Source organism: Variovorax sp. LARHSF232, from assembly GCF_052871435.1.
The window spans coordinates 278,620-299,865 of sequence record NZ_JBIXJS010000004.1 but is presented as its reverse complement, the minus strand read 5'-3'; the positions used below and the strand labels follow the sequence as shown (position 1 = coordinate 299,865).

25 protein-coding genes are annotated in these 21,246 nt (G+C 67.9%); 7 read left to right on the top strand and 18 right to left on the bottom strand.

What is annotated here, in order from left to right:
* Positions 1-4: 4 nt before the first annotated feature.
* A complete protein-coding gene (locus ACIPRI_RS13605) occupies positions 5-400 on the bottom strand; it encodes a RidA family protein (protein ID WP_446621982.1) in 396 nt (131 codons plus the stop codon).
* 122 nt (positions 401-522) lie between these two features.
* On the opposite strand from ACIPRI_RS13605, the gene ACIPRI_RS13600 reads away from it, so the two are divergent.
* From ACIPRI_RS13600 to ACIPRI_RS13590, 3 genes are all read left to right on the top strand, one after another.
* Positions 523-1,650 carry a lipocalin family protein gene (locus ACIPRI_RS13600; RefSeq protein ID WP_446621981.1) on the top strand — a complete coding sequence of 376 codons (1,128 nt, stop codon included), beginning with the start codon at positions 523-525 and terminating at the stop codon, positions 1,648-1,650.
* Between the two features lie 37 nt (positions 1,651-1,687).
* Positions 1,688-2,389, top strand: coding sequence for a YceH family protein (locus tag ACIPRI_RS13595; protein ID WP_446621980.1), 702 nt, complete (start codon positions 1,688-1,690; stop codon positions 2,387-2,389).
* A gap of 120 nt (positions 2,390-2,509) precedes the next feature.
* Positions 2,510-2,794, top strand: coding sequence for a hypothetical protein (locus ACIPRI_RS13590; protein ID WP_446621979.1), 285 nt, complete (start codon positions 2,510-2,512; stop codon positions 2,792-2,794).
* A 37-nt stretch (positions 2,795-2,831) separates the two neighbouring features.
* Here the strand turns inward: ACIPRI_RS13590 and ACIPRI_RS13585 are convergent, their stop codons facing one another.
* Positions 2,832-3,197, bottom strand: a complete 366-nt coding sequence (locus tag ACIPRI_RS13585; RefSeq protein WP_446621978.1) for a hypothetical protein — start codon at positions 3,195-3,197, stop codon at positions 2,832-2,834.
* Between the two features lie 193 nt (positions 3,198-3,390).
* Between ACIPRI_RS13585 and ACIPRI_RS13580 the strand changes: the two genes are divergently transcribed.
* Positions 3,391-5,466, top strand: a complete 2,076-nt coding sequence (locus tag ACIPRI_RS13580) for an AsmA family protein (protein WP_446621977.1) — start codon at positions 3,391-3,393, stop codon at positions 5,464-5,466.
* A 15-nt stretch (positions 5,467-5,481) separates the two neighbouring features.
* Here ACIPRI_RS13580 and ACIPRI_RS13575 read toward each other — a convergent pair whose 3' ends face one another.
* Both ACIPRI_RS13575 and ku read right to left on the bottom strand, forming a co-directional pair.
* On the bottom strand, positions 5,482-6,336 hold the full coding sequence (locus tag ACIPRI_RS13575; protein ID WP_446621976.1) for a tetratricopeptide repeat protein: 855 nt from the start codon (positions 6,334-6,336) through the stop codon (positions 5,482-5,484).
* Entirely contained in the window at positions 6,337-7,212 is an 876-nt protein-coding gene (gene ku / locus ACIPRI_RS13570) for a non-homologous end joining protein Ku (RefSeq protein WP_446621975.1), read from the bottom strand.
* Between the two features lie 115 nt (positions 7,213-7,327).
* Between ku and ACIPRI_RS13565 the strand changes: the two genes are divergently transcribed.
* Positions 7,328-8,110 carry an exodeoxyribonuclease III gene (locus ACIPRI_RS13565; RefSeq protein WP_446621974.1) on the top strand — a complete coding sequence of 261 codons (783 nt, stop codon included), beginning with the start codon at positions 7,328-7,330 and terminating at the stop codon, positions 8,108-8,110.
* A gap of 9 nt (positions 8,111-8,119) precedes the next feature.
* On the opposite strand, the gene ACIPRI_RS13560 is transcribed toward ACIPRI_RS13565, so the two are convergent.
* Positions 8,120-8,542, bottom strand: coding sequence for an Lrp/AsnC family transcriptional regulator (locus tag ACIPRI_RS13560; RefSeq protein ID WP_446621973.1), 423 nt, complete (start codon positions 8,540-8,542; stop codon positions 8,120-8,122).
* Positions 8,543-8,674: 132 nt separating this feature from the next.
* Between ACIPRI_RS13560 and ACIPRI_RS13555 the strand changes: the two genes are divergently transcribed.
* Both ACIPRI_RS13555 and ACIPRI_RS13550 read left to right on the top strand, forming a co-directional pair.
* Positions 8,675-9,793 carry an ornithine cyclodeaminase gene (locus tag ACIPRI_RS13555; protein ID WP_446621972.1) on the top strand — a complete coding sequence of 373 codons (1,119 nt, stop codon included), beginning with the start codon at positions 8,675-8,677 and terminating at the stop codon, positions 9,791-9,793.
* Positions 9,741-10,487, top strand: coding sequence for a glycosyltransferase family A protein (locus ACIPRI_RS13550; protein WP_446621971.1), 747 nt, complete (start codon positions 9,741-9,743; stop codon positions 10,485-10,487). The genes ACIPRI_RS13555 and ACIPRI_RS13550 overlap by 53 nt, the downstream gene beginning before the upstream one ends.
* A gap of 14 nt (positions 10,488-10,501) precedes the next feature.
* Here the strand turns inward: ACIPRI_RS13550 and ACIPRI_RS13545 are convergent, their stop codons facing one another.
* The 13 genes from ACIPRI_RS13545 to ACIPRI_RS13485 are packed head-to-tail and all read right to left on the bottom strand — an operon-like array spanning position 10,502 to position 21,232.
* Positions 10,502-11,245, bottom strand: a complete 744-nt coding sequence (locus ACIPRI_RS13545; protein WP_446621970.1) for a PqiC family protein — start codon at positions 11,243-11,245, stop codon at positions 10,502-10,504.
* A complete protein-coding gene (locus ACIPRI_RS13540; protein WP_446621969.1) occupies positions 11,242-12,894 on the bottom strand; it encodes a PqiB family protein in 1,653 nt (550 codons plus the stop codon). The genes ACIPRI_RS13545 and ACIPRI_RS13540 overlap by 4 nt, the downstream gene beginning before the upstream one ends.
* Positions 12,891-13,580, bottom strand: a complete 690-nt coding sequence (locus ACIPRI_RS13535; protein ID WP_446621968.1) for a paraquat-inducible protein A — start codon at positions 13,578-13,580, stop codon at positions 12,891-12,893. Before ACIPRI_RS13535 ends, ACIPRI_RS13540 begins: the two co-directional genes overlap by 4 nt.
* Positions 13,577-14,209: a paraquat-inducible protein A gene (locus ACIPRI_RS13530; RefSeq protein WP_446621967.1), complete on the bottom strand. Its 633-nt coding sequence runs from the start codon at positions 14,207-14,209 to the stop codon at positions 13,577-13,579. Before ACIPRI_RS13530 ends, ACIPRI_RS13535 begins: the two co-directional genes overlap by 4 nt.
* Before the next feature lie 57 nt (positions 14,210-14,266).
* Complete coding sequence (locus ACIPRI_RS13525; RefSeq protein ID WP_446621966.1) at positions 14,267-15,175, bottom strand: SDR family oxidoreductase; 909 nt, start codon at positions 15,173-15,175, stop codon at positions 14,267-14,269.
* On the bottom strand, positions 15,172-16,116 hold the full coding sequence (locus tag ACIPRI_RS13520) for a glutathione S-transferase family protein (RefSeq protein WP_446621965.1): 945 nt from the start codon (positions 16,114-16,116) through the stop codon (positions 15,172-15,174). Before ACIPRI_RS13520 ends, ACIPRI_RS13525 begins: the two co-directional genes overlap by 4 nt.
* Before the next feature lie 25 nt (positions 16,117-16,141).
* Positions 16,142-17,158 carry an NADP-dependent oxidoreductase gene (locus ACIPRI_RS13515; RefSeq protein WP_446621964.1) on the bottom strand — a complete coding sequence of 339 codons (1,017 nt, stop codon included), beginning with the start codon at positions 17,156-17,158 and terminating at the stop codon, positions 16,142-16,144.
* A 15-nt stretch (positions 17,159-17,173) separates the two neighbouring features.
* Positions 17,174-17,626, bottom strand: coding sequence for a PaaI family thioesterase (locus ACIPRI_RS13510; protein WP_446621963.1), 453 nt, complete (start codon positions 17,624-17,626; stop codon positions 17,174-17,176).
* A gap of 2 nt (positions 17,627-17,628) precedes the next feature.
* Positions 17,629-18,426, bottom strand: coding sequence for an SDR family oxidoreductase (locus tag ACIPRI_RS13505; protein ID WP_446621962.1), 798 nt, complete (start codon positions 18,424-18,426; stop codon positions 17,629-17,631).
* Between the two features lie 25 nt (positions 18,427-18,451).
* Positions 18,452-18,736 (bottom strand): Dabb family protein, encoded by a 285-nt coding sequence (locus ACIPRI_RS13500; RefSeq protein WP_446621961.1) that lies wholly within the window; start codon positions 18,734-18,736, stop codon positions 18,452-18,454.
* Positions 18,733-18,948, bottom strand: a complete 216-nt coding sequence (locus tag ACIPRI_RS13495) for a hypothetical protein (protein ID WP_446621960.1) — start codon at positions 18,946-18,948, stop codon at positions 18,733-18,735. The genes ACIPRI_RS13500 and ACIPRI_RS13495 overlap by 4 nt, the downstream gene beginning before the upstream one ends.
* Positions 18,948-20,780: an acyl-CoA dehydrogenase gene (locus tag ACIPRI_RS13490; protein ID WP_446621959.1), complete on the bottom strand. Its 1,833-nt coding sequence runs from the start codon at positions 20,778-20,780 to the stop codon at positions 18,948-18,950. The genes ACIPRI_RS13495 and ACIPRI_RS13490 overlap by 1 nt, the downstream gene beginning before the upstream one ends.
* Complete coding sequence (locus ACIPRI_RS13485) at positions 20,777-21,232, bottom strand: PaaI family thioesterase (RefSeq protein WP_446621958.1); 456 nt, start codon at positions 21,230-21,232, stop codon at positions 20,777-20,779. The genes ACIPRI_RS13490 and ACIPRI_RS13485 overlap by 4 nt, the downstream gene beginning before the upstream one ends.
* Positions 21,233-21,246 lie beyond the last annotated feature (14 nt).

Below are 21,246 nucleotides of genomic sequence, written 5' to 3'. Positions count from 1 at the left end.
CCGGTCAGGACGAAGCGCGCAGGGCCGTGACCTCGATCTCGATCTTCATGCGCGGATCGGCCAGCCCGGCGCTGATCATCATGGCCGCGGGCCGCACCTCGCCGAAGTACTTGCGCAGCACCGGCCAGCAAGGTTCGAACTCGTCGCCGTCAGGCAGCACGTAGGTCACGCGCACCACGTCCTTCAGGCCGGCGCCGGCTTCCTTCAGCGCCGCCTCGATGTTCTTCAGGCACTGCTCGGCCTGCTCCACCACGCTGTCGGAAATGGTCATGGACGCGTAGTCGAAGCCGGTGGTGCCCGAGACGAAGACCCAGTCGCCCACCACGACCGCGCGCGAATAGCCGATCTGCTGCTCGAAGGTGGAGCCCGAGCTGATGAGTCTTCTCTTTTCTGGTGCCAATTGCCTTCTCCGAAAGGTGAATGATGGAAGGCACTGATTTTGGCCGAGGACGCGGCCGCCTCAACTGCTGTTGGCGGCTGAACGGTGTCGTCTTGGCGGGCGCGCAACGCTAAGCTCGCGCCATGAGAACGAAGCACCGGCGCGGCATGCGCACCTATCTGGCTGTGCTGCTGGCCGTGGTCGCAGTCGCCGGCGCCGGCTTGGGCTATCTCGGCTTCTGGTCCGAACCCGGTCCGGCAGCCGCGGCGCCTACCGACGCGCGCGCCGCCGCCGAGCCGGTGGAGCGCACTGCCGCCCTGCCCCCCTTGAAGCTGCCGGCCGACGACGCGGCGCACGGCTCGGGCATGGAGTGGTGGTACTACAGCGGCATCCTGAATGCGCAAGGCGGGGGCCGCTATGCCTTTCACGTGGCCGTCTTCGTGGCCAACGCGCTGGTAAAGCACACGGTGATGCACGTGGCGCTGGTCGATCTGCAAAGCGGCAAGCGCTACACCCGGCAGAGCCGCACCGGTGGCCTGCCGGCCCGCGTGTCGGCCAGCGGCTTCGACTTCAGCCAGGACGGCTGGCAGATCGCCGGCTCCGGCCCGGACCATTCCATACGGATGTCCTTCGATGGGGTCTCGCTCGATCTGAAGTTGCGCGATGCCGGCCAGGTGGTCGCGCACCGCGCCGCCGGCTCGCAGACGCCGGGGCTGCTGGACTTCGGCGAATCGGGCATCAGCTACTACTACTCGCGTCCGCGCATGGCGGCGCAAGGCCATCTCCGTATCGGCGACAAGCCGGCGCTGGCGCTCGAGGGGCCGGTCTGGTTCGACCACCAGTGGGGCGACTTCGACGTCACCCGGTTGGGCTGGAACTGGTTTGCACTGCACCTGTCGGACGGCTCGGACGTGATGGTCTACGAGCTGTTCGACGCCCAGGGACGCAGCGTCACCACCACCGGCACCCTCGGCAGCGCGGCCGACTCACGCCCCCTCGCGCCGGACGAGGTCGCGCTGACGCCGCTGCGGCGCTGGACCAGCCCCAGGACCCAGGTCGCCTATGCGCTCGAATGGAAGCTCAAGCTGCCCGGCGGCGAGCTGCGGGTACAGCCCTTCTTCGACAACAGCGAGTTCGATGCCAGCGCCAGCAGCGCCAACATCTACTGGGAAGGCCCGATCAAGGTGAGCGGCAGCGCGCAAGGCGAAGGCTTCATGGAGCTGAGCGGCTACGAGCGCCTGCGCGCCGCGCCCGGTCCGGCGGCCAAGTAGCGCGGTGCGCGGCCGGCGCCGCACGACAATGGCGCCCATGTCTGCCCTGCCCACCCTTCTTTCCCCGCTCGAGATCCGCGTGCTGGGCGTGCTTGCCGAAAAGCAGCGCACCGTGCCCGACAGCTATCCGCTCACCCTCAACGCGCTGCTGGCCGGCTGCAACCAGAAAACCAGTCGACAGCCGCTCATGGATGTGACGGAAGCCGAGGTGCAGCTCACCTTGGAAAGCCTCAAGCGCTACAGCCTGGTGACCGAATCCAGCGGCGGGCGCGTCTACCGCTACGCGCACAACGCCGACGGCGTGTTGAAGATTCCTTCGCAATCGCTCGCCCTGCTGACCGCCCTGATGCTGCGCGGACCGCAGACGGGTGGCGAGCTTCGCATCGCTTGCGAGCGGATGCACAACTTTGCCGACATTTCATCGGTGGAAGCCTTTCTGGACGAGATGGCCGAGCGCCCGGCTGGCGCCCTGGTCATGAAGCTGCCGCGCCTGCCCGGCGCGCGCGAGCAGCGCTGGACGCATCTGCTCGGCGGTGCGCCCGCACAAGACCTGTCCGCCGACCCTGCCGGCCCCGTGCCCGCCGTTGGCACCGACCTCACGCTGGACGAAGTGGCGACCTTGAAGGCACGCGTGGCGCGGCTGGAACAGGAATTGGCCAGCACCCGCGCCGTGCTGCAGCGCATCTGTGCCGAATTGGGTATGCCAAACGAGCTGTGGCCCGAAAACAGCGCTTCCTGACCTGCGCCCACACACTGTCAAGCGAACGTCCTACACTGGAAACGAAAGTTGCCCTCAACAGTGCCGGACGGGGGCGTGGCATCACGCCCTTTTCTGAGCCTTCCAGAAGGAGGACGTGTGATGTTCAACTTATTCCAGTTCAACCGGAACAGCCATCTTCGCCGTGCCATGGCCCTGCTCGAAGAAGCGCACATGGCCCGGCTCGAGCACCAGGCTGCGGCTGAGCACCACGCTGCCCTGGCCCGCATGTACAGCGACCGCGCCAAGCGTCTCGAGCGCGAGATCTACGGCACGGCCCACCAATCGCTGCAGGAATCGGCCGCTGCCCCTGCGCCGAAAGTGGCGCACGACAAGCCAGCCATCTACGCGCTGGACAGCGCGCGCCAGGAATCGAAGATTTCCTGAAGACCGTTGAAGGCCGCCGCGCCTCAGCGCAGATTTTTCAGCGCCGGCCGCCGCGCAGGAAGGCGATGAACAGCGCCGTCAGGACGGCGCCGCCAGCGGCCGCAATCAACGCGGCACGCACCGGCTGATCGGTGACGTAGTGTTCGCCCTGCCAGCGCAGGCCGCCGAAGCGGCCGCCCGGCGGCCGGATCTTCTTGCCGCTGGCATTCACCGCGTCCTGGGCATAGGCCCGTTCCTTGGCTTGCCGCAGCCCTTCGCGCACGCTGTCCCGGATGGAGGCCGCAGCCAAAGCGCCGGCCGCTGCATCGCGCGAAGCCTGCGCGTAGTTCTTTTCCGCGGATGCGCCCGCTGCTTCGTCCTCAGGCGTCGGCTGCGGGGCCTGGGTGTCCTTGTCGTTGTCCATGTTGTCATTGTCTCCGGATGAGAGGCCGGTGCAAGGGCTGCTTTGCGTGGCCTGCCACGCGCCGTCCGACGATTGAAGCAGCGCCCAGGCGAATCCGTCCCACAGCTGCCGGTTCTCGAGGCCGACACAGCCAGCTGGCGCGCGTTGCGATGCTGTACTTGGCGCGGTCTCCCGGCAGAGCGGCGTCGGCCCCATGGACAGGCATTTTTCGCAGCGCATTGCGCGGTTCCCGAAGCGCCACCCCTTGCTGGCGGTGTTGTCGGGATTGCTGCTGCTGATCGTGCTGCTGGTGTTGCTGTTCGACTGGAACTGGGTGCGCCCGCCGCTCGAGCGCTACATCTCGCAAAAGACCCAGCGCGAGTTCCGTGCCGCCGACCTGGATGTGAAACTGGGCCTCGCGCCGACGATCCGCCTGCGCGAGGTGTATTTCGGCAATGCCGCCTGGTCCCAGCAGGGCAAGCCCATGGCCAGGGTCGAAGAGCTCGAGTTCTCGGTCTCGCTGCGCGACCTGCCTGAGAAGATCCTGGTGCCGCGCGTGGCGCTGACCCGGCCCGAGCTGGTGTTCGAGCGGCTGCCAGACAACCGCAAGAACTGGATCCTGTCCGACCCTTCCGACACCTCGCCGAGCAAGCTGCGCATCAGCACCTTGTCGGTCGACCAGGGCCAGCTGCGCTACATCGACCACGGCGAGGCGCTCGAGCTGGATGTGCAAGCCAGCACCTTCGACCCGGCCAGCCAAGAGAAGGTGAAGGACGCCGACGCCAAGCCCTCCAATGTCAGCTACACAACGCAGTACAAGTTCAGCGGCAGCTTCCAGGGCGCCCGCTTCGCCGGCACCGCGCTTACCGGCGAGGTGCTGAGCTTCCAGGAATCGGGCGTGCCCTTTCCGATCAAGGGCGAGCTCGCGGCAGGCACCACCCGGCTCTGGTTGGAAGGCAGCATCGCCGATGCCGCCAACATCACGGGCATCGACACCCAGGTGCGCATCGAGGGCAAGACCCTGGCCAACCTCTATCCCTTCCTGCTGCTGCCGCTGCCGGCCTCGCCGCCCTACCAGCTGGAAGGCCGCCTGGTACTCGAGGGCAATCGCTACACCATGGACGACCTGCGCGGCCGGATCGGCTCCACCGACGTCCGCGGCAAGGGCGCCTATGTCGACAAGGCGCCGCGGCCGCTGCTGACCGGCGAGCTCCACAGCAAGAACCTGGACTTGGCCGACCTCGGGCCGCTGATCGGCATCGAGACCAAGGAAAGCGGCGGCAAGCCCAAGCTGACGCAGGCACAGACGCGCGACCGGCCCACCGCCAAGGGCAAGCAGGCCACGATCGATCCGGACCACCTGCTGCCGTCCGGCAGCTTCGACGGCAGCCGGCTGCAAAAGATCGACGCCGACGTGACGCTGCGCGCCACCCGGCTGCAGGTGCCCGAGGGACTGCCGCTGGAAAGCCTGAAGGCCTCGCTGCACCTCGAGAACGCAATCATGAAGGTGGATCCGGTGGACTTCGGTTTTGCCGGGGGCACCATTGCCGCGCGCGCCACCCTGGATGCGCGCGCGCCGATCATCAAGTCCGACGTGGAGATCGACCTGCAGGGCATTCGCCTGGCGCAATTCGTGCCTGAGAACAGCCCGATCGCCAAGGGCGCCGGTCGCGCCGGCGCCACCTTGCGGCTGTCGGGGGTCGGCAATTCGATCGCCGATGCGGCGGCCAAGGCCAACGGCCGCATCGCCACCACCATCGTGAACGGCCGCGTGTCCAACCTGCTGGATGCCGTCAGCGGCCTGAACGGCGGCAAGGTGCTGGCGCTGCTGGTGGGCGGCGACCGCGACATCGTCATCCATTGCGGCGGGGCCGTGTTCGACGTGAAGAACGGGCGCGGCCAGACCACCCTCTTCGTGGTCGACACCGAGCAGACGCAGGTGCTGGGGGACGGCTGGTTCGACCTGGAGCACGAGCGCTTCGAGCTGACGGTCGCGCCCCGCCCGAAGGAAGCGAGCGTGCTTTCGCTGCGAACGCCGGTGCGCGTCTACGGAACTTTCAGCAATCCGAACTTCGAGCTCAAGAAGGGCCCGCTGGCGGCCCGCGCCGGCGCCGCGGCGGCACTGGCCGTGGCGGCGCCGCTGGCGGCCCTCATTCCCCTGATCGAGACCGGGCCCGGCGAGGCGACCGATTGCGGTGCCGTACGCAAGCAGGTGGGCGGCGCGACGCGCCAGGCCAATACCTCGCCCAAGGCGCCCGCGCCGCGCAAGGGCGGCAGCAAGAAGCAATGACGCCGGCCGCGCCCCTCAGCCGCGCGGCTGCAGGCGCCGATAGGCGCTGAAGTGGCGGATGGCGCGCTGCTTGTCGCCCGCCTTGGCGTACAAGAGCGCGGCGTTCTGGTGTGCATCGGCCATGTCCGGCGCCAGCCGCAAGCAGATCTCGTAGCTATGGATGGCATCGGCCACGCGCCCCAGCGACTCCAGCGCGACGCCGTGGTTGTAGTGCAGCAGCGCAGCCAGCGGACGGTGCCTCAGCGCTCGCACATAGAGGTCGGCCGCCTGCGCGTAGCGGCCCGCCTCGCACAAGAGAAAGCCCAGGTTGGCATAGGCGTCCTCGTGCTCGGGCGCCAGTTCGATGACGCGCCGGTACAGCGCTTGCGCCGCCTCGGCGTCGCTGGCCTCCAGGGCCTCGGCCTGCTCGAACAGCAGCTGCGCGTTCTCGGCCTGCGAGCTTGCCGGTGCGCGCGTCGACTGGCCGAAGGCATGCACCGCGCCACCGGCGCTCGCCGCGCGAAAATCCATCATCAACTGCCCGGTGTCCGCGTCCCACTGGACATCGCCCCAGCGCACCGCGACGCGGTCGCCAACGGCCTGGATGCGGATGGCGCTGGCGGGCGTGTCCAGCGGCAGTGCCCGCTTGAGCTGGCGCAGCGAGCGCAGGATCTGGCGCGTGGGAATGTCGGCGGCGCGCAGCTCGTGCGCGGTGCGCAGCAGCACCACGTCGCGAAAGGAAAAGCGCAAGGTGCGGCCGGGCGCGCGTACCGGCTGCACGAAACCCAGCTCGACCAGCCGGCCGATGGCATGCCGCGTGAGGCCCAGCATCTGCGTGATGCCGCGCAGGGTGTAGGGATGCGTGCTGTCCAGCGAAGCCGTGTCGGTCACTTACTTCTTCGATGCGCCACCCGCCGCACGCACGCGCGGCGCCGCCGTCTTGCTGGCGGCACGCTTGGCACCGGCCGGCCGCTTGGCCTCGCCGCCCTTGGCCGCGCGCGACAGGCTGGCGCGCAGCATCTCGGTGAGATCGATCACCTCGCCGCCGGCGCGATCCTCGGGGTGTTCCATGGCCACCACTTCCTGGCCGGCAATCTTGGCGTCGATGGCCGCCAGGATGCGCTTCTTCTCTTCGTCCTCGTACTCGGTGGGCTCGTAGCTGTCGGCGGAGATCTGCTCGATGAGCTGCAGGGCCAGCTTGAGCTCGGCCGCCGAGGGCGTGCTCTGTTCGATGTCCAGGTCCTCCAGCGAACGCACCTCGTCGGCGTAGAGCAGCTGCTGCAGCACCAGCCCGTCTGCGTGGGCCCGAACCTGCACCACGTACTGCTTTCCCTTCCAGGCCCAGCGCGCCAGGGCGCAGCGGCCGCTCTCCAGCATGGCGGCCTTGAGCAGGTTGTAGGGCTTGCCGCCGCGCTTGTCGGGCGCGAGGAAGTAGGCCTTGTCGAAATAGATCGGGTCGACCGCGGCCACCGGGATGAAGGAGACGATGTCGATCAGGTGGCTGGCGTTGTTCTCCAGCGCCTTAAGCTCCTCGGGCTGGAAGATGACGTAGCGATCCTTCTCGAACTCGTAGCCCTTGACCATCTCGGCGCGCGGCACCACCGACTGGTCTTTTTCGGAGATGTACTGCTGCTTGACGCGCGCGCCATCCTTGGCGAGCAGGTTGAAGTGAATCGTCGCCGAGCTCTCGGTGGCCGAATAAAGGCGGACCGGGATCGAGACCAGGCCGAATCCCAGGGAGAGCGACGCGATCGAACGTGCAGCCATGTGAGTCCTCCAAGCGGGGGGAAGAGGGGGTAAGAGGGGGTAAGAGGGGCACTTTAGTTATTTTTGGGGACAGCAGGCAATATGGGCGTTGCAAACCGCCTACGCCCAGAGGTTCATGCGCATTGCCACCTTCAACGTCAACGACGTCCAAAAGCGCCTGCCGCAGCTGTGCGCCTGGCTGGAAGTGACGCAGCCCGACGCCGTGTGCCTGCAGGAGCTCAAGTGCAGCGCCGAAGACTTTCCGCATGCGCCCTTGCGCAAGCTCGGCTACCAGGCGCTGGTACATGGGCAGAAAAGCTGGAACGGCGTGGCCATCCTGGCCAAGGGCGCGGCGCCGCTGGAAACCCGGCGCGGACTGCCGGGCGATGCGGGCGATGCGGGCGACCGGCAAAGCCGCTACCTGGAAGCGGCCGTCAACGGCATCGTGCTGGGCTGCCTCTATCTGCCCAACGGCAATCCGCAGCCCGGCCCCAAGTACGACTACAAGCTGGCCTGGTTCGAGCGCCTGCACGCGCATGCCGCGGCGCTGCTGGCCACGGGTCATCCGGTGCTTTTGGCCGGCGACTACAACGTGGTGCCGACCGATTTCGACATCTATTCGATGGACTCCTGGCGCGACAACGCCCTGGTGCAGCCCGCCGTGCGCGCCGCCTATGCACGCCTCCTGGTCCAGGGCTGGACAGACGCCATCCGGCACTGCCATCCCGATGTGCCGCACTACAGCTTCTGGAGCTACCTGCGAAATCGCTGGCCGCGCGATGCCGGGCTGCGCATCGACCATCTGCTGCTGAGCCCCGCCTTGCAGCCGCGCCTGTGCGATGCCGGCGTGGACCGCGCCTTGCGCGCTCTGGAGGGCGCGAGCGACCATGCGCCGGTCTGGATCGAGCTGGCCGATTAGGGCCCTGCCTCATATCTTGTGCGTCGACAAGAGGATGCTGGTCTCGGTATTGGCAATGCCCTCGATCGCGCGCACCGAATTGAGCAAGGTGTCGAAGGATTCCAGCGTGTCCGCGCGCAGTTCCGCCAGCAGATCCCAGCGACCGTTGGTCGTGTGCAGCGCCACCACCTGCGGATGGCCGCGCAGGGCGCGCAGCACCGCCTCGCCGTGGTGGCCATCGATGGCGATGCTCATCATGGCGCGAATGCCGTGTTGCTCGCCTTCGGGCCGCAGGCGCACCGTGTAGCCGACGATGGTGCCCTCGCGCTCCAGCCGGGCGATGCGGTTCTGCACGGTGGCGCGCGCCACCCGCAGCTTGCGCGCCAGCTCCACCACCGACAGCCGGGCGTTGTCGCGCAAGAGGGAAACGAGTTGGCGATCGGTGTCGTCCATGAGCTGAACTTATTGCCACGCGTTTCCAGCGATCTGCCAAGAACACCGGCAAAGTTGTCAAGTTGAAGCCTTCATTTTGGCAGCTCAGGGGCAAAAAATGGCAATTCCAACAGCGCCGCCAGGGGAGCCGCCATGACCCAGTTTGCCGACCTGCCCACGCTTTCGCGCCTGATCCGCGAGGTCGGCCTGGCACGCTTCATCGGCGAACTGGCCGATGCGATCCAGGAAGACTTCCTGCGCTGGCCGCAGTTCCAGAAGTCGCCCCGCGTCGTCAGCCATTCGCCCGGCGGCGTGATCGAGCTGATGCCGGCTGCGGATACCTCGCGCTATGCCTTCAAGTATGTCAACGGGCATCCGGGCAATCCGGCTCGCGGGCTGTCGACGGTGGTCGCCTTCGGCGTGCTGGCGGATGTGGAGACCGGCTATCCGCTGCTGCTGTCTGAGATGACCCTGGCCACCGCCCTGCGCACCAGCGCCGTGTCGCTGCTGGCGGCGCGGGCGCTGGCGCGGCCCGGCGCGCGCCGCATGGCACTGATCGGCAACGGTTCGCAGGCCGAGTTCCAGGCCCTGGCCCTGCACTTCCACCTGGGGCTGGACGAGATCGCCCTGTACGACGTGGATCCGCGCGCCACCGACAAGCTGATGCGAAACCTGGCGCCCTACCCCGCCCTGCGGCTCACGCGGGCCGGCTCCATTGCAGAGGCGGTGCGCGGCGCTGACATCGTCAGCACGCTCACCGCCGACAAGCGCCGCGCCACCATCCTCGCGCCCGGCATGATCGAGCCTGGCATGCACATCAATGCCGTGGGCGGCGACTGCCCTGGCAAGACCGAGCTGCATTCCGACATCTTGCGCGCCGCCCGGGTGGTGGTGGAGTACGAGCCGCAAACCCGCATCGAAGGCGAGATTCAGCAATTGCCCGCCGACTTCCCGGTGGTGGAGCTCTGGCAGCTGCTGGCCGGCAAGGCGCCCGGCCGCGAGCATGCCTCGCAGCTCACCGTGTTCGACTCGGTGGGCTTCGCGCTGGAAGACTTCTCGACACTGCGCTATTTGCACGAGCAGCTGCAGTTGCACGGCCTGGGCCAGGGCATCGGCCTGGTGCCGCGCCTGCAGGACCCGAAGGATCTGTTCGCCCTCACCTACACTCGCGCGACGCATGACGCCGCAACCGACGCAAGCCCCCCAGGCCCAGCCCCTGGTGACCGTGATCACGGCGCACGGCGGCAACCCGCTGCTGGCGCGCTGTGTTGAATCGGTTGCTGCGCAGCGCTACCCCCGCATCCAGCACCTGGTGGTGGCGGACGGACCGCACACCTGGGTGCATGCGCGCGACGTCATCGCCGCACAGGCGATTGGCAGAGAGCGGCGCATCGACCTGATCCAGCTGCCCTATTCCATCGGCAAAGACCGCTGGAACGGCCACCGCATCTACGCCGCCGGCAGCTTCATCGCCGAAGGCGAATTCCTCATCTTCCTGGACGACGACAACGCGCTGGCGCCGGAGCATGTCGACACTTGCCTCGCGGTGTGCCGCATGGGGAATCGCTGGAGCTACGCGCTGCGCAACATCGTGGACCGCGAGCACCGCTTCATTTGCCGCGACGACTGCGAAAGCCTGGGGCGCTGGCCCAGCGTGCTAGGCGCGGAAGACTTTCTGATCGACGTCAACTGCTACTTCCTGCCGCGGCCGCTGGCGGTGCAGGTGGCGCCGCTGTGGTTCAACCGCTTTCGCGAGCCCGGGGTGCCGGCGGTGGACCGCCTGATCTGCCACGCACTCAAGCAGATCGCGCCCCAGTTCGACTGCAGCTATCGCTACACGGTCGACTACATGGCCGGCAACACGGCGTTTTCGGTGCGGCCCGAGTTCTTCCTGCAAGGCAACGCGCAGATGCTGCAGCGCTACGGCGGCCGCCTGCCCTGGGCCAAGGGCGAAGCGGCGCCCTGATCAAGCGGGATTGATCAGGCCGGTGCTCGGACCGGGGCCGGGCATTGCGCCGGCCGGCCGGCCGCCAGCGCCGCGACGTTGCGCGCGATCTCGTCGGCCACGCGCGCCGTGATGCGCTGGGCGCCCAGCGCCACCCCGTCCACGCCGCCGGTCAATGGCTCGCTCAGCTGCAGCTGGCATGTCAGCAGTGCGTCCTCGTCGCCCCGGCGCAGGCTCCAGCCGAAGGCGCTGTCGACCCGGCTGCCCGGTTGCGCGTCGAACTGGTTCAGCTGCACCGCGATGCGGTACAGCGGCAGGCCGCGCGGCCGGCCGACCTTGGTCGCATCGAAGGCCGACAGGCGCATGGCAATGGCGGCGCCCAGCGCGTCGCGCATTTCGTACTCGAAAGACGAGGACCAGCGCGACTGCTCCAGCACCTCGAGCTCGGTCTGCGCGTCCTTTTGTGGCGATGCGGCCTGCCGCACCACCAGTTGCGGACGGGCAAGGCGCTCGGGCATCGCCACCGGCGCCATCTCGATGGCCAGCGGCACGGCCGCGGGCGCGGCCGCTGCCGCCGCTGCCGGCGTGGTTTCGGCCAGCGTGTAATAGCGCGTCGGCGTGCTGGAGCAGCCGGCCAGCAGCAGCACCAGCAGGCCCAGCGTGAAAGTGGCGGGCAGGCCGCCCGTCAAAGTGGCGGGCAGGCCGCCCGTCAAAGTGGCGGGCAGGCAGCCCGTCAAAGTGGCGGGCACGCCGCCCGTCCTGTTGTCGTTCTTCCTCATTTCTTGCTGTCCTTGTCATCCGGCTTGCCGCGCAAAAGCGATTCCGGATGCCGTTCCAGGTAGTCGGTCAGGATGCGCAGCGAGGCCGCCGCGCGCGTGAGTTCCTGCAGGGTCTGGCGCATGTCCTGCTGCAGCGGCGAATCGCTGGCGATGGTGCGTTCGGCCGTGTTGAGGGTCTTGCGCACGTCCTTCATGGCGGCGCTGATCTCGGGCGAGACGTCGTTGTTGAGCCGTTGGCTCAATTGCTCGGCGCTCTTCAAGGTCTTGTCGAGCGTGACCAGCGCGACGCGCGCGTCCTTGCCGATCTGCTCGAAGGGCACCTTGTTGAACTTGGCCACGATCTCCTGCACCTGGGCCTGCAGGTCGTCCAGGCTGTTGGGCACGGTGGGCAGCTCGATCGGCACCTGGTCGACCTCCACCTTCGCGGGCGCGGCCTTGGGGAAGAAGTCCAGCGCCACGTAGTTCTGGCCGGTGAGCAGGTTGCCGGTGCGCAGCTGCGCCCGCAGGCCCTTGCCGACCAGCCAGCGCAGGCGCTGCTCGGGCGTCCAGCGGCTGTCCTGTTCCTTCTCGTGGGCACGCCGGCGCAGGCGGTCGGGGTAGATCTCGACGAACACGGGCATGCGGAACTCGCGCTGCTCGCGGTCGAACTCGACGCCGATCGACTTGACCTCGCCGATCACGATGCCGCGGAAGTCCACCGGCGCGCCCGGCGTGAGCCCGCGCAGCGACTGATTGAAGTACAGCAGCACGCTGCGCGCCTCGCCATCGGGCTCGCGCATGGCGATCGCCTCGTCGTCGCCCAGCGCAAAGACGGTGTTCTCGGCCGCCGTGGGGCCGGCCTCGTCGTCCGGCGCCTGGAAGGCGATGCCGCCCAGCACGATGGTGGCCAGCGACTGGGTGCGCACCTGCACGCCCGACGCGCTGAGTTGCAGGTCGATCCCGCTGGCATGCCAGAAGCGCGTGTTGACGCCCACGAACTTGTCGTAGGGCGCGTTGACGAAGACGCGCAGCGTCACGCCGCGGCCGTCGCCGTCAAGCTGGTAAGAGGCCACCTGCCCCACCTTGACGCGCCGAAAGAACACCGGCGAGCCGATGTCGACCGAGCCCACGTCCTTGGCGCGCAGCACGAACTGCCGGCCCGACGCGCCGCGGGTGATGATGGGCGGCTGCTCCAGGCCCTTGAATTCGCGTTCGGTCTCTTCCGATTCGCCCGCATCGGCGCCGATGTAGGCGCCCGACAGCAAGGTGCTCAGGCCGGAAAAGCCGGTGGTGTCCAGGCGCGGCCGCACCACCCAGTAGCGGGTGTCGGTCGCGGTGAAGCCTTCGGCCTCCTTCTTGAGCTGCACCTTCACGCTGACGTGCGAACGGTCGCGCGCCAGGCGGATGGTTTCCACCGTGCCGATCTGCACGTCCTTGTACTTGACCGCGGTCTTGCCCGCCTCCAGGCCTTCGGCGGTGAGGAAGCTGATCTCGATCTCGGGGCCGCGCTCGCGCAGGATCTTGGCCACCAGCGCCAGGCCGACCAGGGCCGCCACGATGGGAATCACCCAGATCAGCGATGGCAGCCAATTGCGGCGGCGGGCCACTGCCGGCTCGGGCAGCGCCCCCTCGGGAGGGGCGGCGGGGGTGTTGGCGTCGTCTGCGCTCATGCGGTCGTTCCGGGCCTCGTCGTGTCGTTGCGGATGGTCGGCGGCCGATTGTCGGCCACCGGTGCGTCGTCCCAGGTCAGGCGGGGGTCGAAGCTGATGGATGCCAGCATGGTCAGCACCACCACGCCGGCGAAGGCGGCGATGCCCAGGCCGGCGGAGATCTCGGCCAGGCCCTGGATGTGCACCAGCCCGGCCAGGAGCGAGACCACGAACACGTCGAGCATCGACCAGCGGCCGATGATCTCGATGACTCGGTACAGCGCTGCCCGGTCCTGACGCCGCCACGCACTGTGGCGCCCGGCGGTGGCGGCCATCAGGCCCAGCGACACGAGCTTGAACAGCGGCACCAGGAAGCTGGCGATGAAGATGATGGCGGCCAGTCCCCAGGCGCCCGACACCCAGAAGTAGATGATGCCGCTCAGGATGGTGTCGTACTGCGCGCCGAAGATGGTGCGGGTGATCATCACCGGCAGCAGGTTGGCCGGCAGGTACAGGATGGCGGCCGAGATCAGCAGGGCCCAGGTGCGGTTCAGGCTGTCGGGCTTGCGCCGGTGCAGGTGCGTGCCGCAGCGCCCGCAGGGCTCGCCCGGCGCGGCGTCGCGCCATACCGTGCCGCAATGGTGGCAGCCCAGCAGGCCGCACGAGGCGGCGGTTTCGACCCCGGCATTTGGCGCGGTGCCGTTCATGGAGGGACGCCCTTGCGGGCTTCGCGGTCGAACACGATGCGCCAGAAGGCCTTGGGCTCGAAGGCCAGCACCGCCGTCAGCAGCACCGTCAAACCCATGAACGCCCACAGCGCCGCGCCAGGCAGCACCCGGGCCATGCCCGACAGCTTGACGATGGCGACCAGCACGCCCAGAAGGAAGACCTCGATCATTCCCCAGGGCCGCAGCACCTGCATGGCGCGCACCAGGATGTTGAAGCCGGCCGGCCGTTGGCCGCGCACCGAGAGCGGCAACAGCAGGTAGAACAGGATGCACAGTTGCATCAGCGGAAAAAGGATGGTGGTGGCCAGTACCAGCACCGCCACCTCGGCCATCTCGCCCCGGGTCAGCGCCAGCACCGCGCCGGCCAGCGTGGTCTGGCTGCGCAGGCCCTGCACCTCGATCTCGACGATCGGAAACAGGTTGGCGATGGCGAAAAGAATGAGGCTCGCCACGGTGAACGGCAGCAGCCGCTCGTGCATGCGCCCCCAGTGGCGCTCCAGCACGGTGCCGCAGCGCGGACAGCGCGCCACCTCGCGCGGGCGCAGCTCGGGCCGCTTGTAAAGGGCGTCGCAGCCTTCGCAAGCGATGAGGTCGGGGACTTCCTGCATAAGGTCGAACCCTAACCGATTCTGGCGGCGCGGTGCGCAAGCACCGGACGGCGGAACTCAGTGCGCGCGCAGCGCTACCCGCAGCTGGTCGCCGATTTCCGGCCGCTCCAGGAAGGGGTCGGCCGGGTTGGTGCCGGCCACGATGCCTTCCATGCGGCTTCGCACATTGCCCAGCGCCTTGGGATGGCTGTAGACGTAGAACTGGTCCGTCTCCATGGCGTGGAAGACCAGCTGCGCCACGTCGGCCGCGCTCACCTTGCCGCTGCTCACGGCCTTCTCGCTCATCGCCTTGCCGATCAGCTGGCTCTTGGTGAGCTGGCCGGCAGCGCCCTGGCCGCCCGGCCGGTTGCGCTCGCTGGCGGCAATGCCGGTGGGCACGAAGTACGGGCACAACAGGCTGGCGCCGACCTGGTCGGTGACCAGGCGCAGGTCCTGGTACAGGGTCTCGGTGAGGCTCACCACCGCGGCCTTGGCGGCGTTGTAGATGCCCATGTTGGGCGGGGTCAGGAGGCCGGCCATGCTGGCGGTGTTGGTGACGTGGCCGCGGTACGAAGGGTCCTTGGCGGCGGCTTCCAGCATCATCGGCACGAACAGGCGGATGCCGTGCACCACGCCCATCAGGTCGACGCCCAGCACCCAGTTCCAGTCGGCCACGGTGTTCTCCCACACCAGGCCGCCGGCGCCGACGCCGGCGTTGTTGAAGACGAAATGGGGCGCGCCGAAGCGTTCCTTCACCGCGGCCGCCAGCGCTTCCATCTGGGCGACGTCGGACACGTCGACCTTGCGCGCCAGCACCTGGGCGCCGGCCGCTTCCATTTCAGCCTTGGCCGCGTCGAGCGCATCCTGCTGCACGTCGGCCAGCACCAGGTTCATGCCGCGCGCCGCGCCGATGCGCGCGCATTCCAGGCCGAAGCCCGAGCCGGCGCCGGTGAGTACGGCCGTCTTGCCCTTGAAATCCAAAATCATGCGGGTGTCTCCACTTTCTTCAGTACGTAACCGATGCGGGGGAAATGCACATGCACCGTGCCGGCGCGTTCGTCGGTGCGGCGCAGGCTGAAGTGGGTGCGGGTGGCGGCCACCAACTCGCCTTCGGTCGGCTCGGGGCCGAAGCTCTCGGCGGAGATGCTGACCTGCGTGCCCAGCGCGATGCCGTGGTCGTCCTGGAAGGTGCTGTCGATCAGCAGGCTGTGCGGCGTCGATGCGGCGGCCACCTGGATGGCGCTGGCCGAATCGAACTTCTGCATCTCGCCATGGCCGATGGCGGCCATGCGCTCCATCCACTGCACCACCGCCGGCGTGTGCGTCAGGATCTCGGCCAGCGAAGGCGTGCGCACCTGGGTGAACCACAAGGGGTGGTAGAGGGAGAAGTCGGCCACCGTGGGCGCTTCGCCCAGCACGTAGGGCTGGCCTTCCAGCATGTCGGAGATGCGGCGCAGGTAGGACTTGTAGGCCGCGATGGCGTCCAGCGGCCGCAGGCGCGTCATGTTGACGCTCATCGCCTTGCGGTCGTCGGCAAAGGCCTTGCCCAGCGCGGGCGGTGCGTTGCCGAACAGGTCGGCCGCGCCCTTGGGCTGGAAGTTGTAGGCCATCGCGGTCCAGAACAGGGTGCTGTCGGCCCACTGCGCCAGGGTGCGCGCCAGGCCCTTGCCTTGCTCGGGATAGAGCGCGGGCGCGGGCGCCAGGTGTTCCAGCACGTCACAGATCAGCGCGGTGTCGCAATAGATGTCGGCGCCGATCTGCAGAATCGGCGTCTTGCGGTAGCCGCCGGTGAGCGCCACCACATCTGGCTTGGGCGCGATCTGCGGAATGATCACCGACTTCCAGGCGAGCTTCTTGAAGCCCAGCAGCAGGCGCACCTTTTCGGCAAAGGGCGAGGTCGGGTAGTGGTGCAGGATCAGGTCGGCCATGGCGCTCTCCTCTTCTTGCGGGTGTTCAGACCAGCTTCACCAGCTGCTTGCCGAAGTTCCTGCCCTTGAGCAGGCCCAGGAAGGCTTCGGGCGCCGACTCGATCCCCTGTGCGATCGATTCGCGCGGACGCAGCTTGCCGGTGCCCACCAGGGTGCCGAGTTCCTTCAGGGCCTCGGGCCAGACTTCCATGTGCTCGCTCACGATGAAGCCTTCGATCTTCAGGCGGTTGATGAGGATCAGCGCCGGGTTGGCCAGCGGCAGCGACTGGCCGTCGTAGCCGGCGATCATGCCGCACAGCGCGATGCGGGCAAAGGCATTCACGCGGGTCAGCACGGCATCGAGGATGTAGCCGCCGACGTTCTCGAAGTAGCCGTCGATGCCCTTGGGGCAGGCTTCCTTCAGCGCCTGGCTCATGCGCTTGGCGTCCGGGTGCTGGCGATAGTCGATGCAGGCGTCGAAGCCCAGCTCGTCGACCGCGTACTTGCACTTGTCCGGCCCGCCGGCAATGCCCACCACGCGGCAGCCGCGCGCCTTGGCCAGGGCGCCGAAGGCACTGCCCACGGCGCCGGTTGCCGCCGAGATCACCAGCGTGTCGCCTTCCTTGGGCGCGATGATCTTCACCAGGCCGTACCAGGCGGTGACGCCGGGCATGCCCACTGCGCCCAGGTAGTGCGAGAGCGGCACGTGGGTGGTGTCGACCTTGCGCAGCACGCCCAGTTGCGAAGCGTCGACCACGCTGTATTCCTGCCAGCCGCCAAAGCCCACCACCTTGTCACCCACGGCAAACTTGGGGCTCCTGCTTTCCACCACCTCGCCGGCCGTTCCGCCCTGCATCACCTGGCCGAGCGGCTGGGGCTGGGCATAGCTCTTGGAATCGTTCATGCGCCCGCGCATGTATGGATCGAGGCTCAGGTAGTGGTGGCGCACCAGCACCTCGTGTTCCTTGAGCTCGGGGGTCTGGCTGGTGACCAGCTTGAAGTTGCTGGCGACGGCTTCGCCTTCGGGGCGGTTGTCGAGCAGTTGTTGCTTGTTGGCGGGCATGGAAGTTTCCTGGGTTCAGTCGGTGGACGGTGGTCGCTGTTCGTTGGCGCTGGCCGGGCCTACGGGAAGGCGCTTGCGCACGTACTTGAAGGTGCCGGTCGAGTGGGCGCAGGCACGGCCCTGCTCGTCGAAGATGGTGGCCTCGGTGAAGGCCAGCGTGGCGGTCTGATGCATCAGGCGGCCCTTGGCCACCAGCGGACCGACGGAGGGATGCATGAAGCTGGTCTTCATCTCGATGGTGACCACGCCCATCTCCGGCAGCCTGCTCCGCGCAGCCGCGGCCATGGTGACGTCCAAGAGCGTCATGCAGGCGCCGCCGTGCGTCACGTCGAAGGTGTTGAGATGCTCCGGCTTGGCCGTGTAGCGCATCTCGGATTGCCCGCCCTCGAACTTCGTCAGCTCGAAGCCCAGGTGGCGTGCGAAGGGAATGCGGCCGGCGAAGGCCCGCAATGCGAGATCCTCGGACATCGTCAGGCGCCGAGGACCACGCTGACGCCGCCGTCGACCGCCATCCACTGGCCGGTGATGTGCTTGCCGGCATCGCTGGCGTACAGGAGGGCGATGCCCTTCAGGTCTTCGTCGTCGCCCAGGCGTCCCAGCGGCGCGTGCGAAGCCATCTTCTCTTCGCCGAGCGACTTGATGAGGCCGGCGGCCATCTTGGTCATGAAGAAGCCCGGGCAGATGGCGTTGACGTTGATGCCGTAGCGGCCCCACTCTGCTGCCAAGGTGTGGGTGAAGCCGATCACCGCCGTCTTCGAGGTGTTGTAGGCGATGGTCTTCATCTCCGGTCCGTTGCCGTTCAGGCCGGCGATGGAGGCGATGTTGATGATGCGGCCCGACTTCTTGGGAATCATGTAGCCGCGCGCGATCTGCTGCGACAGGATGAAGTAGCCGCGCACGTTGAGGTTCATCACCTTGTCCCAGGCCTGGACCGGGTGGTCTTCGGCCGGGGCGCCCCAGCTGGCGCCGGCGTTGTTCACCAGGATGTCGACGGCGCCCATGCGCTCCAGCGTCTCGTCGGCCAGGCGCCGGGTGTCTTCTTCCTTGGCGCAGTCGGCGGCGATCCAGCGCGCGTCGATGTTGGCGGCCTGCAGCTCGGCCGCGGCCTGCTCCAGGTCTTCTGCCTTGCGCGAGCTCAGCATGATGCGCGCGCCGGCCTCGCCCAGGGCGTGGGCCATCTGCAGGCCCAGGCCGCGCGAGCCGCCGGTGATGAGCGCGGTCTTGCCGCGAAGGTCGAACAGTTGCTGCACGGTGCGAGCGGTGGTCATGGCGAAGGGGTCTCCGGTGTTCGTTTCAGGGGGTCTGGTAGTCGAGCACGCTGCGCGATTCGCGCAAGGTGCCCAGCAGGCTGCTCACCTCTTTGTGCCTCGGATGCACGAGGTAGGCGTCCAGCGCAGCCTTGTCGTCGAAGCTGGAATTGAGCACGACATCGCAGTTGGCCTCCAGGCCGTCGCTGCGGATTGCGGTCTCGAACGCGCGCATGCCCGGCACGATGCCGCGGCAGCTGTCCAGCTCGGCCTTGAAGCGCTGTGCGTCGGCCGGGTCCTTGAGCTTCCACATCACGATGTGCTTGATCATGGTTTCTTCGGATCTTTCAACCTCGAGCGTACATAGATCAGCACCACGCCGACGGTCGCCACGATGACACCCGGCACGGCCAGCAACCAGCCCACGAGCTCGTTGCTGCGGCCGGTGGCGATGCCCAGGATCAGCGTCAACAGGCCGCCGTAGATCAGCACCCAGATCCAGGCTTCGAGCCTGGCGAAGGGCTTGGCTTGATTAGCGGCCATCAGAAGGCTTCCTCCGGCATGGCGACGCAGGTGGCGTCGCGCTTTTCGACCACGTTGAGCCAGGCGCCGATCTTCGGCAGCTCGTAATGGAAGAAGTAGTCGGCCGCGCCGACGCGGCCCGCGGTGGCCGGCTGCGCCGCCGCGCCATCGACTTGCAGCGAGCGCTGCGCCACGTCCAGCCACAGCCAGGCCAGCACCACGTGGCCGAAGGCCTGCATGTAGGGCACGGCGTTGATGAGGGCGTCGCGCGGGTTGCCGGTGGCCCAGGCCTCGCGCGTGGCCGAGCCGATGCGCGCCAGTGCCGCGCCCAGTGCCTTGGCGTGCGGCGCGAGTTGAGGCACGCGCCCTGCCCGCTCGCTGGTCTCGCCGATGCGCGAGGCCAAGAGCGTGAGGCCGCGGCCATTTTCCATCAGCACCTTGCGGCCCAGGAGGTCTGCTGCCTGGATGCCGTGCGTGCCTTCGTGGATCATGTTCAGGCGGTTGTCGCGCCAGTACTGCTCCACCGGGAAATCGCGCGTGTAGCCGTAGCCGCCATGCACCTGGATGGCGAGCGAATTGGCCTCCAGGCACCACTCGCTGGGCCAGCTCTTGGCAATGGGCGTCAGCACTTCCAGCAGGATGCGCGCGTCGTCGGCGGCTTGCGCGTCGCCGGTCTTCTGTTCGTCGACCAGGCGGGCGCAATACAGCTCCAGCGCCAGCGCGCCTTCCGAATAGGACTTCTGCGCCAGCAGCATGCGGCGCACGTCGGCATGCTCGATGATGCGCACCTGCGGCTTGGCGGCGTCCTTGCCCTCGGGGCCCACGGGGCGGCCCTGCGGGCGGCTCTTCGCATATTCCAGCGAGGCGTAGTAGCCGGCCATGCCCAGCATGGTGGCGGCCGTGCCGACGCCGATGCGTGCCTCGTTCATCATGTGGAACATGCAGTGCAGGCCCTTGCCGGGCGAGCCGACCAGGTAGCCGATGGCGCCGGGCTTGCCATCCACCGGGTACTTGCCTTCGCCGAAGTTGAGCAAGGTGTTGGTGGTGCCGCGCCAGCCCAGCTTGTGATTCAGGCCCGCCAGCGCCACGTCGTTGCGTTGGCCGGTGAGCTCGCCCTCGGTGTTCACCAGGCGCTTGGGCACGATGAAGAGCGAGATGCCGCGCGTGCCGGGCACCAGCTTGCCATCGGCATCCGGAATCTTGGCCAGCACGATGTGCACGATGTTCTCGGTCAGCTCGTGGTCGCCGGCCGAGATCCACATCTTGTTGCCCGTCAGGCGATAGCGCGGACCCAGCGGATCGCTTTCGAAATCATCGCCGTCGGGCACGGCGCGGGTGGCCACGTCGCTCAAGGACGAACCGGCCTGCGGCTCGGACAAGCACATGGTGCCCGACCAGCGGCCGCTGAACTCGTTCTTGGCAAACACCTGCTGCTGCATCGGCGTGCCGTGCACCATCAAGAGGTTGGCATTGCCGCTGGTGAGCATGCCCGAGCCGATGCTGACCGAGGCCATGGCGAAGAAGCTGTTGGCCGCCGCCTGCAGCGTATAGGGCAGCTGCATGCCGCCGATGTCGTAGTCCTGCGCGGCGCTGAGCATGCCGGACTCGACGAAGGCCTTGTGCGCGTCGTGCGTGGCCTGCGGCAGGATCACCTTCTCGCCGTCAAAGTGTGGCTCCTGCACGTCGACGGTGCGGTTGGCCGGTGCGTATTTCTCGCGGGCGATGCGCTCGCAGGTGTCGAGCACGGCGTCGAAGGTCTCGCGCGAATGGTCGGAAAAGCGCTCGCGGCCGGCCAGCGTTTCCGCATGCAGCCAGTCGTAGAGCAGGAAATCGAGGGTGGGACGATAGTTCATGGCGCTTCCTGGGAGGCACGCGGCTGCGGCGCATCGGGCAGCCGTGCAATGGTGCCCTGGGCGACGGCGCAGAGCTTTTCCACGCCCTCCTTCACCACGAACACCTCGCAGGTACAGACCGATTGCGAGCTGCCCACGTGCATGGCCTTGGCGCGCGCGATCAGGCGCTCGCCGATCGCGGGCCGCGTGTAGTTGATCTTGAACTCGGCCGTGACGACCGGCACCTGCATGGCCGCGCCGCCGGCATAGGTCAGCGCGTTGTCGGCCAGGTAGCTCACCACCCCGCCGTGCGCAAAGCCGTGCTGCTGCAAGAGCTTGGGCGACATCGGCAGGTGCAGTTCGGCCTGCCCGCGCGACAGTGCGTGCAGCTCGGCGCCGAGCAGCACGCTGAAGGGTTGCGAGGCAAGCACCTCGCGCCCCCATGCGAGCAAGGCTTCCGGTGTCTTGGACATGGCGGAGGCCTGGC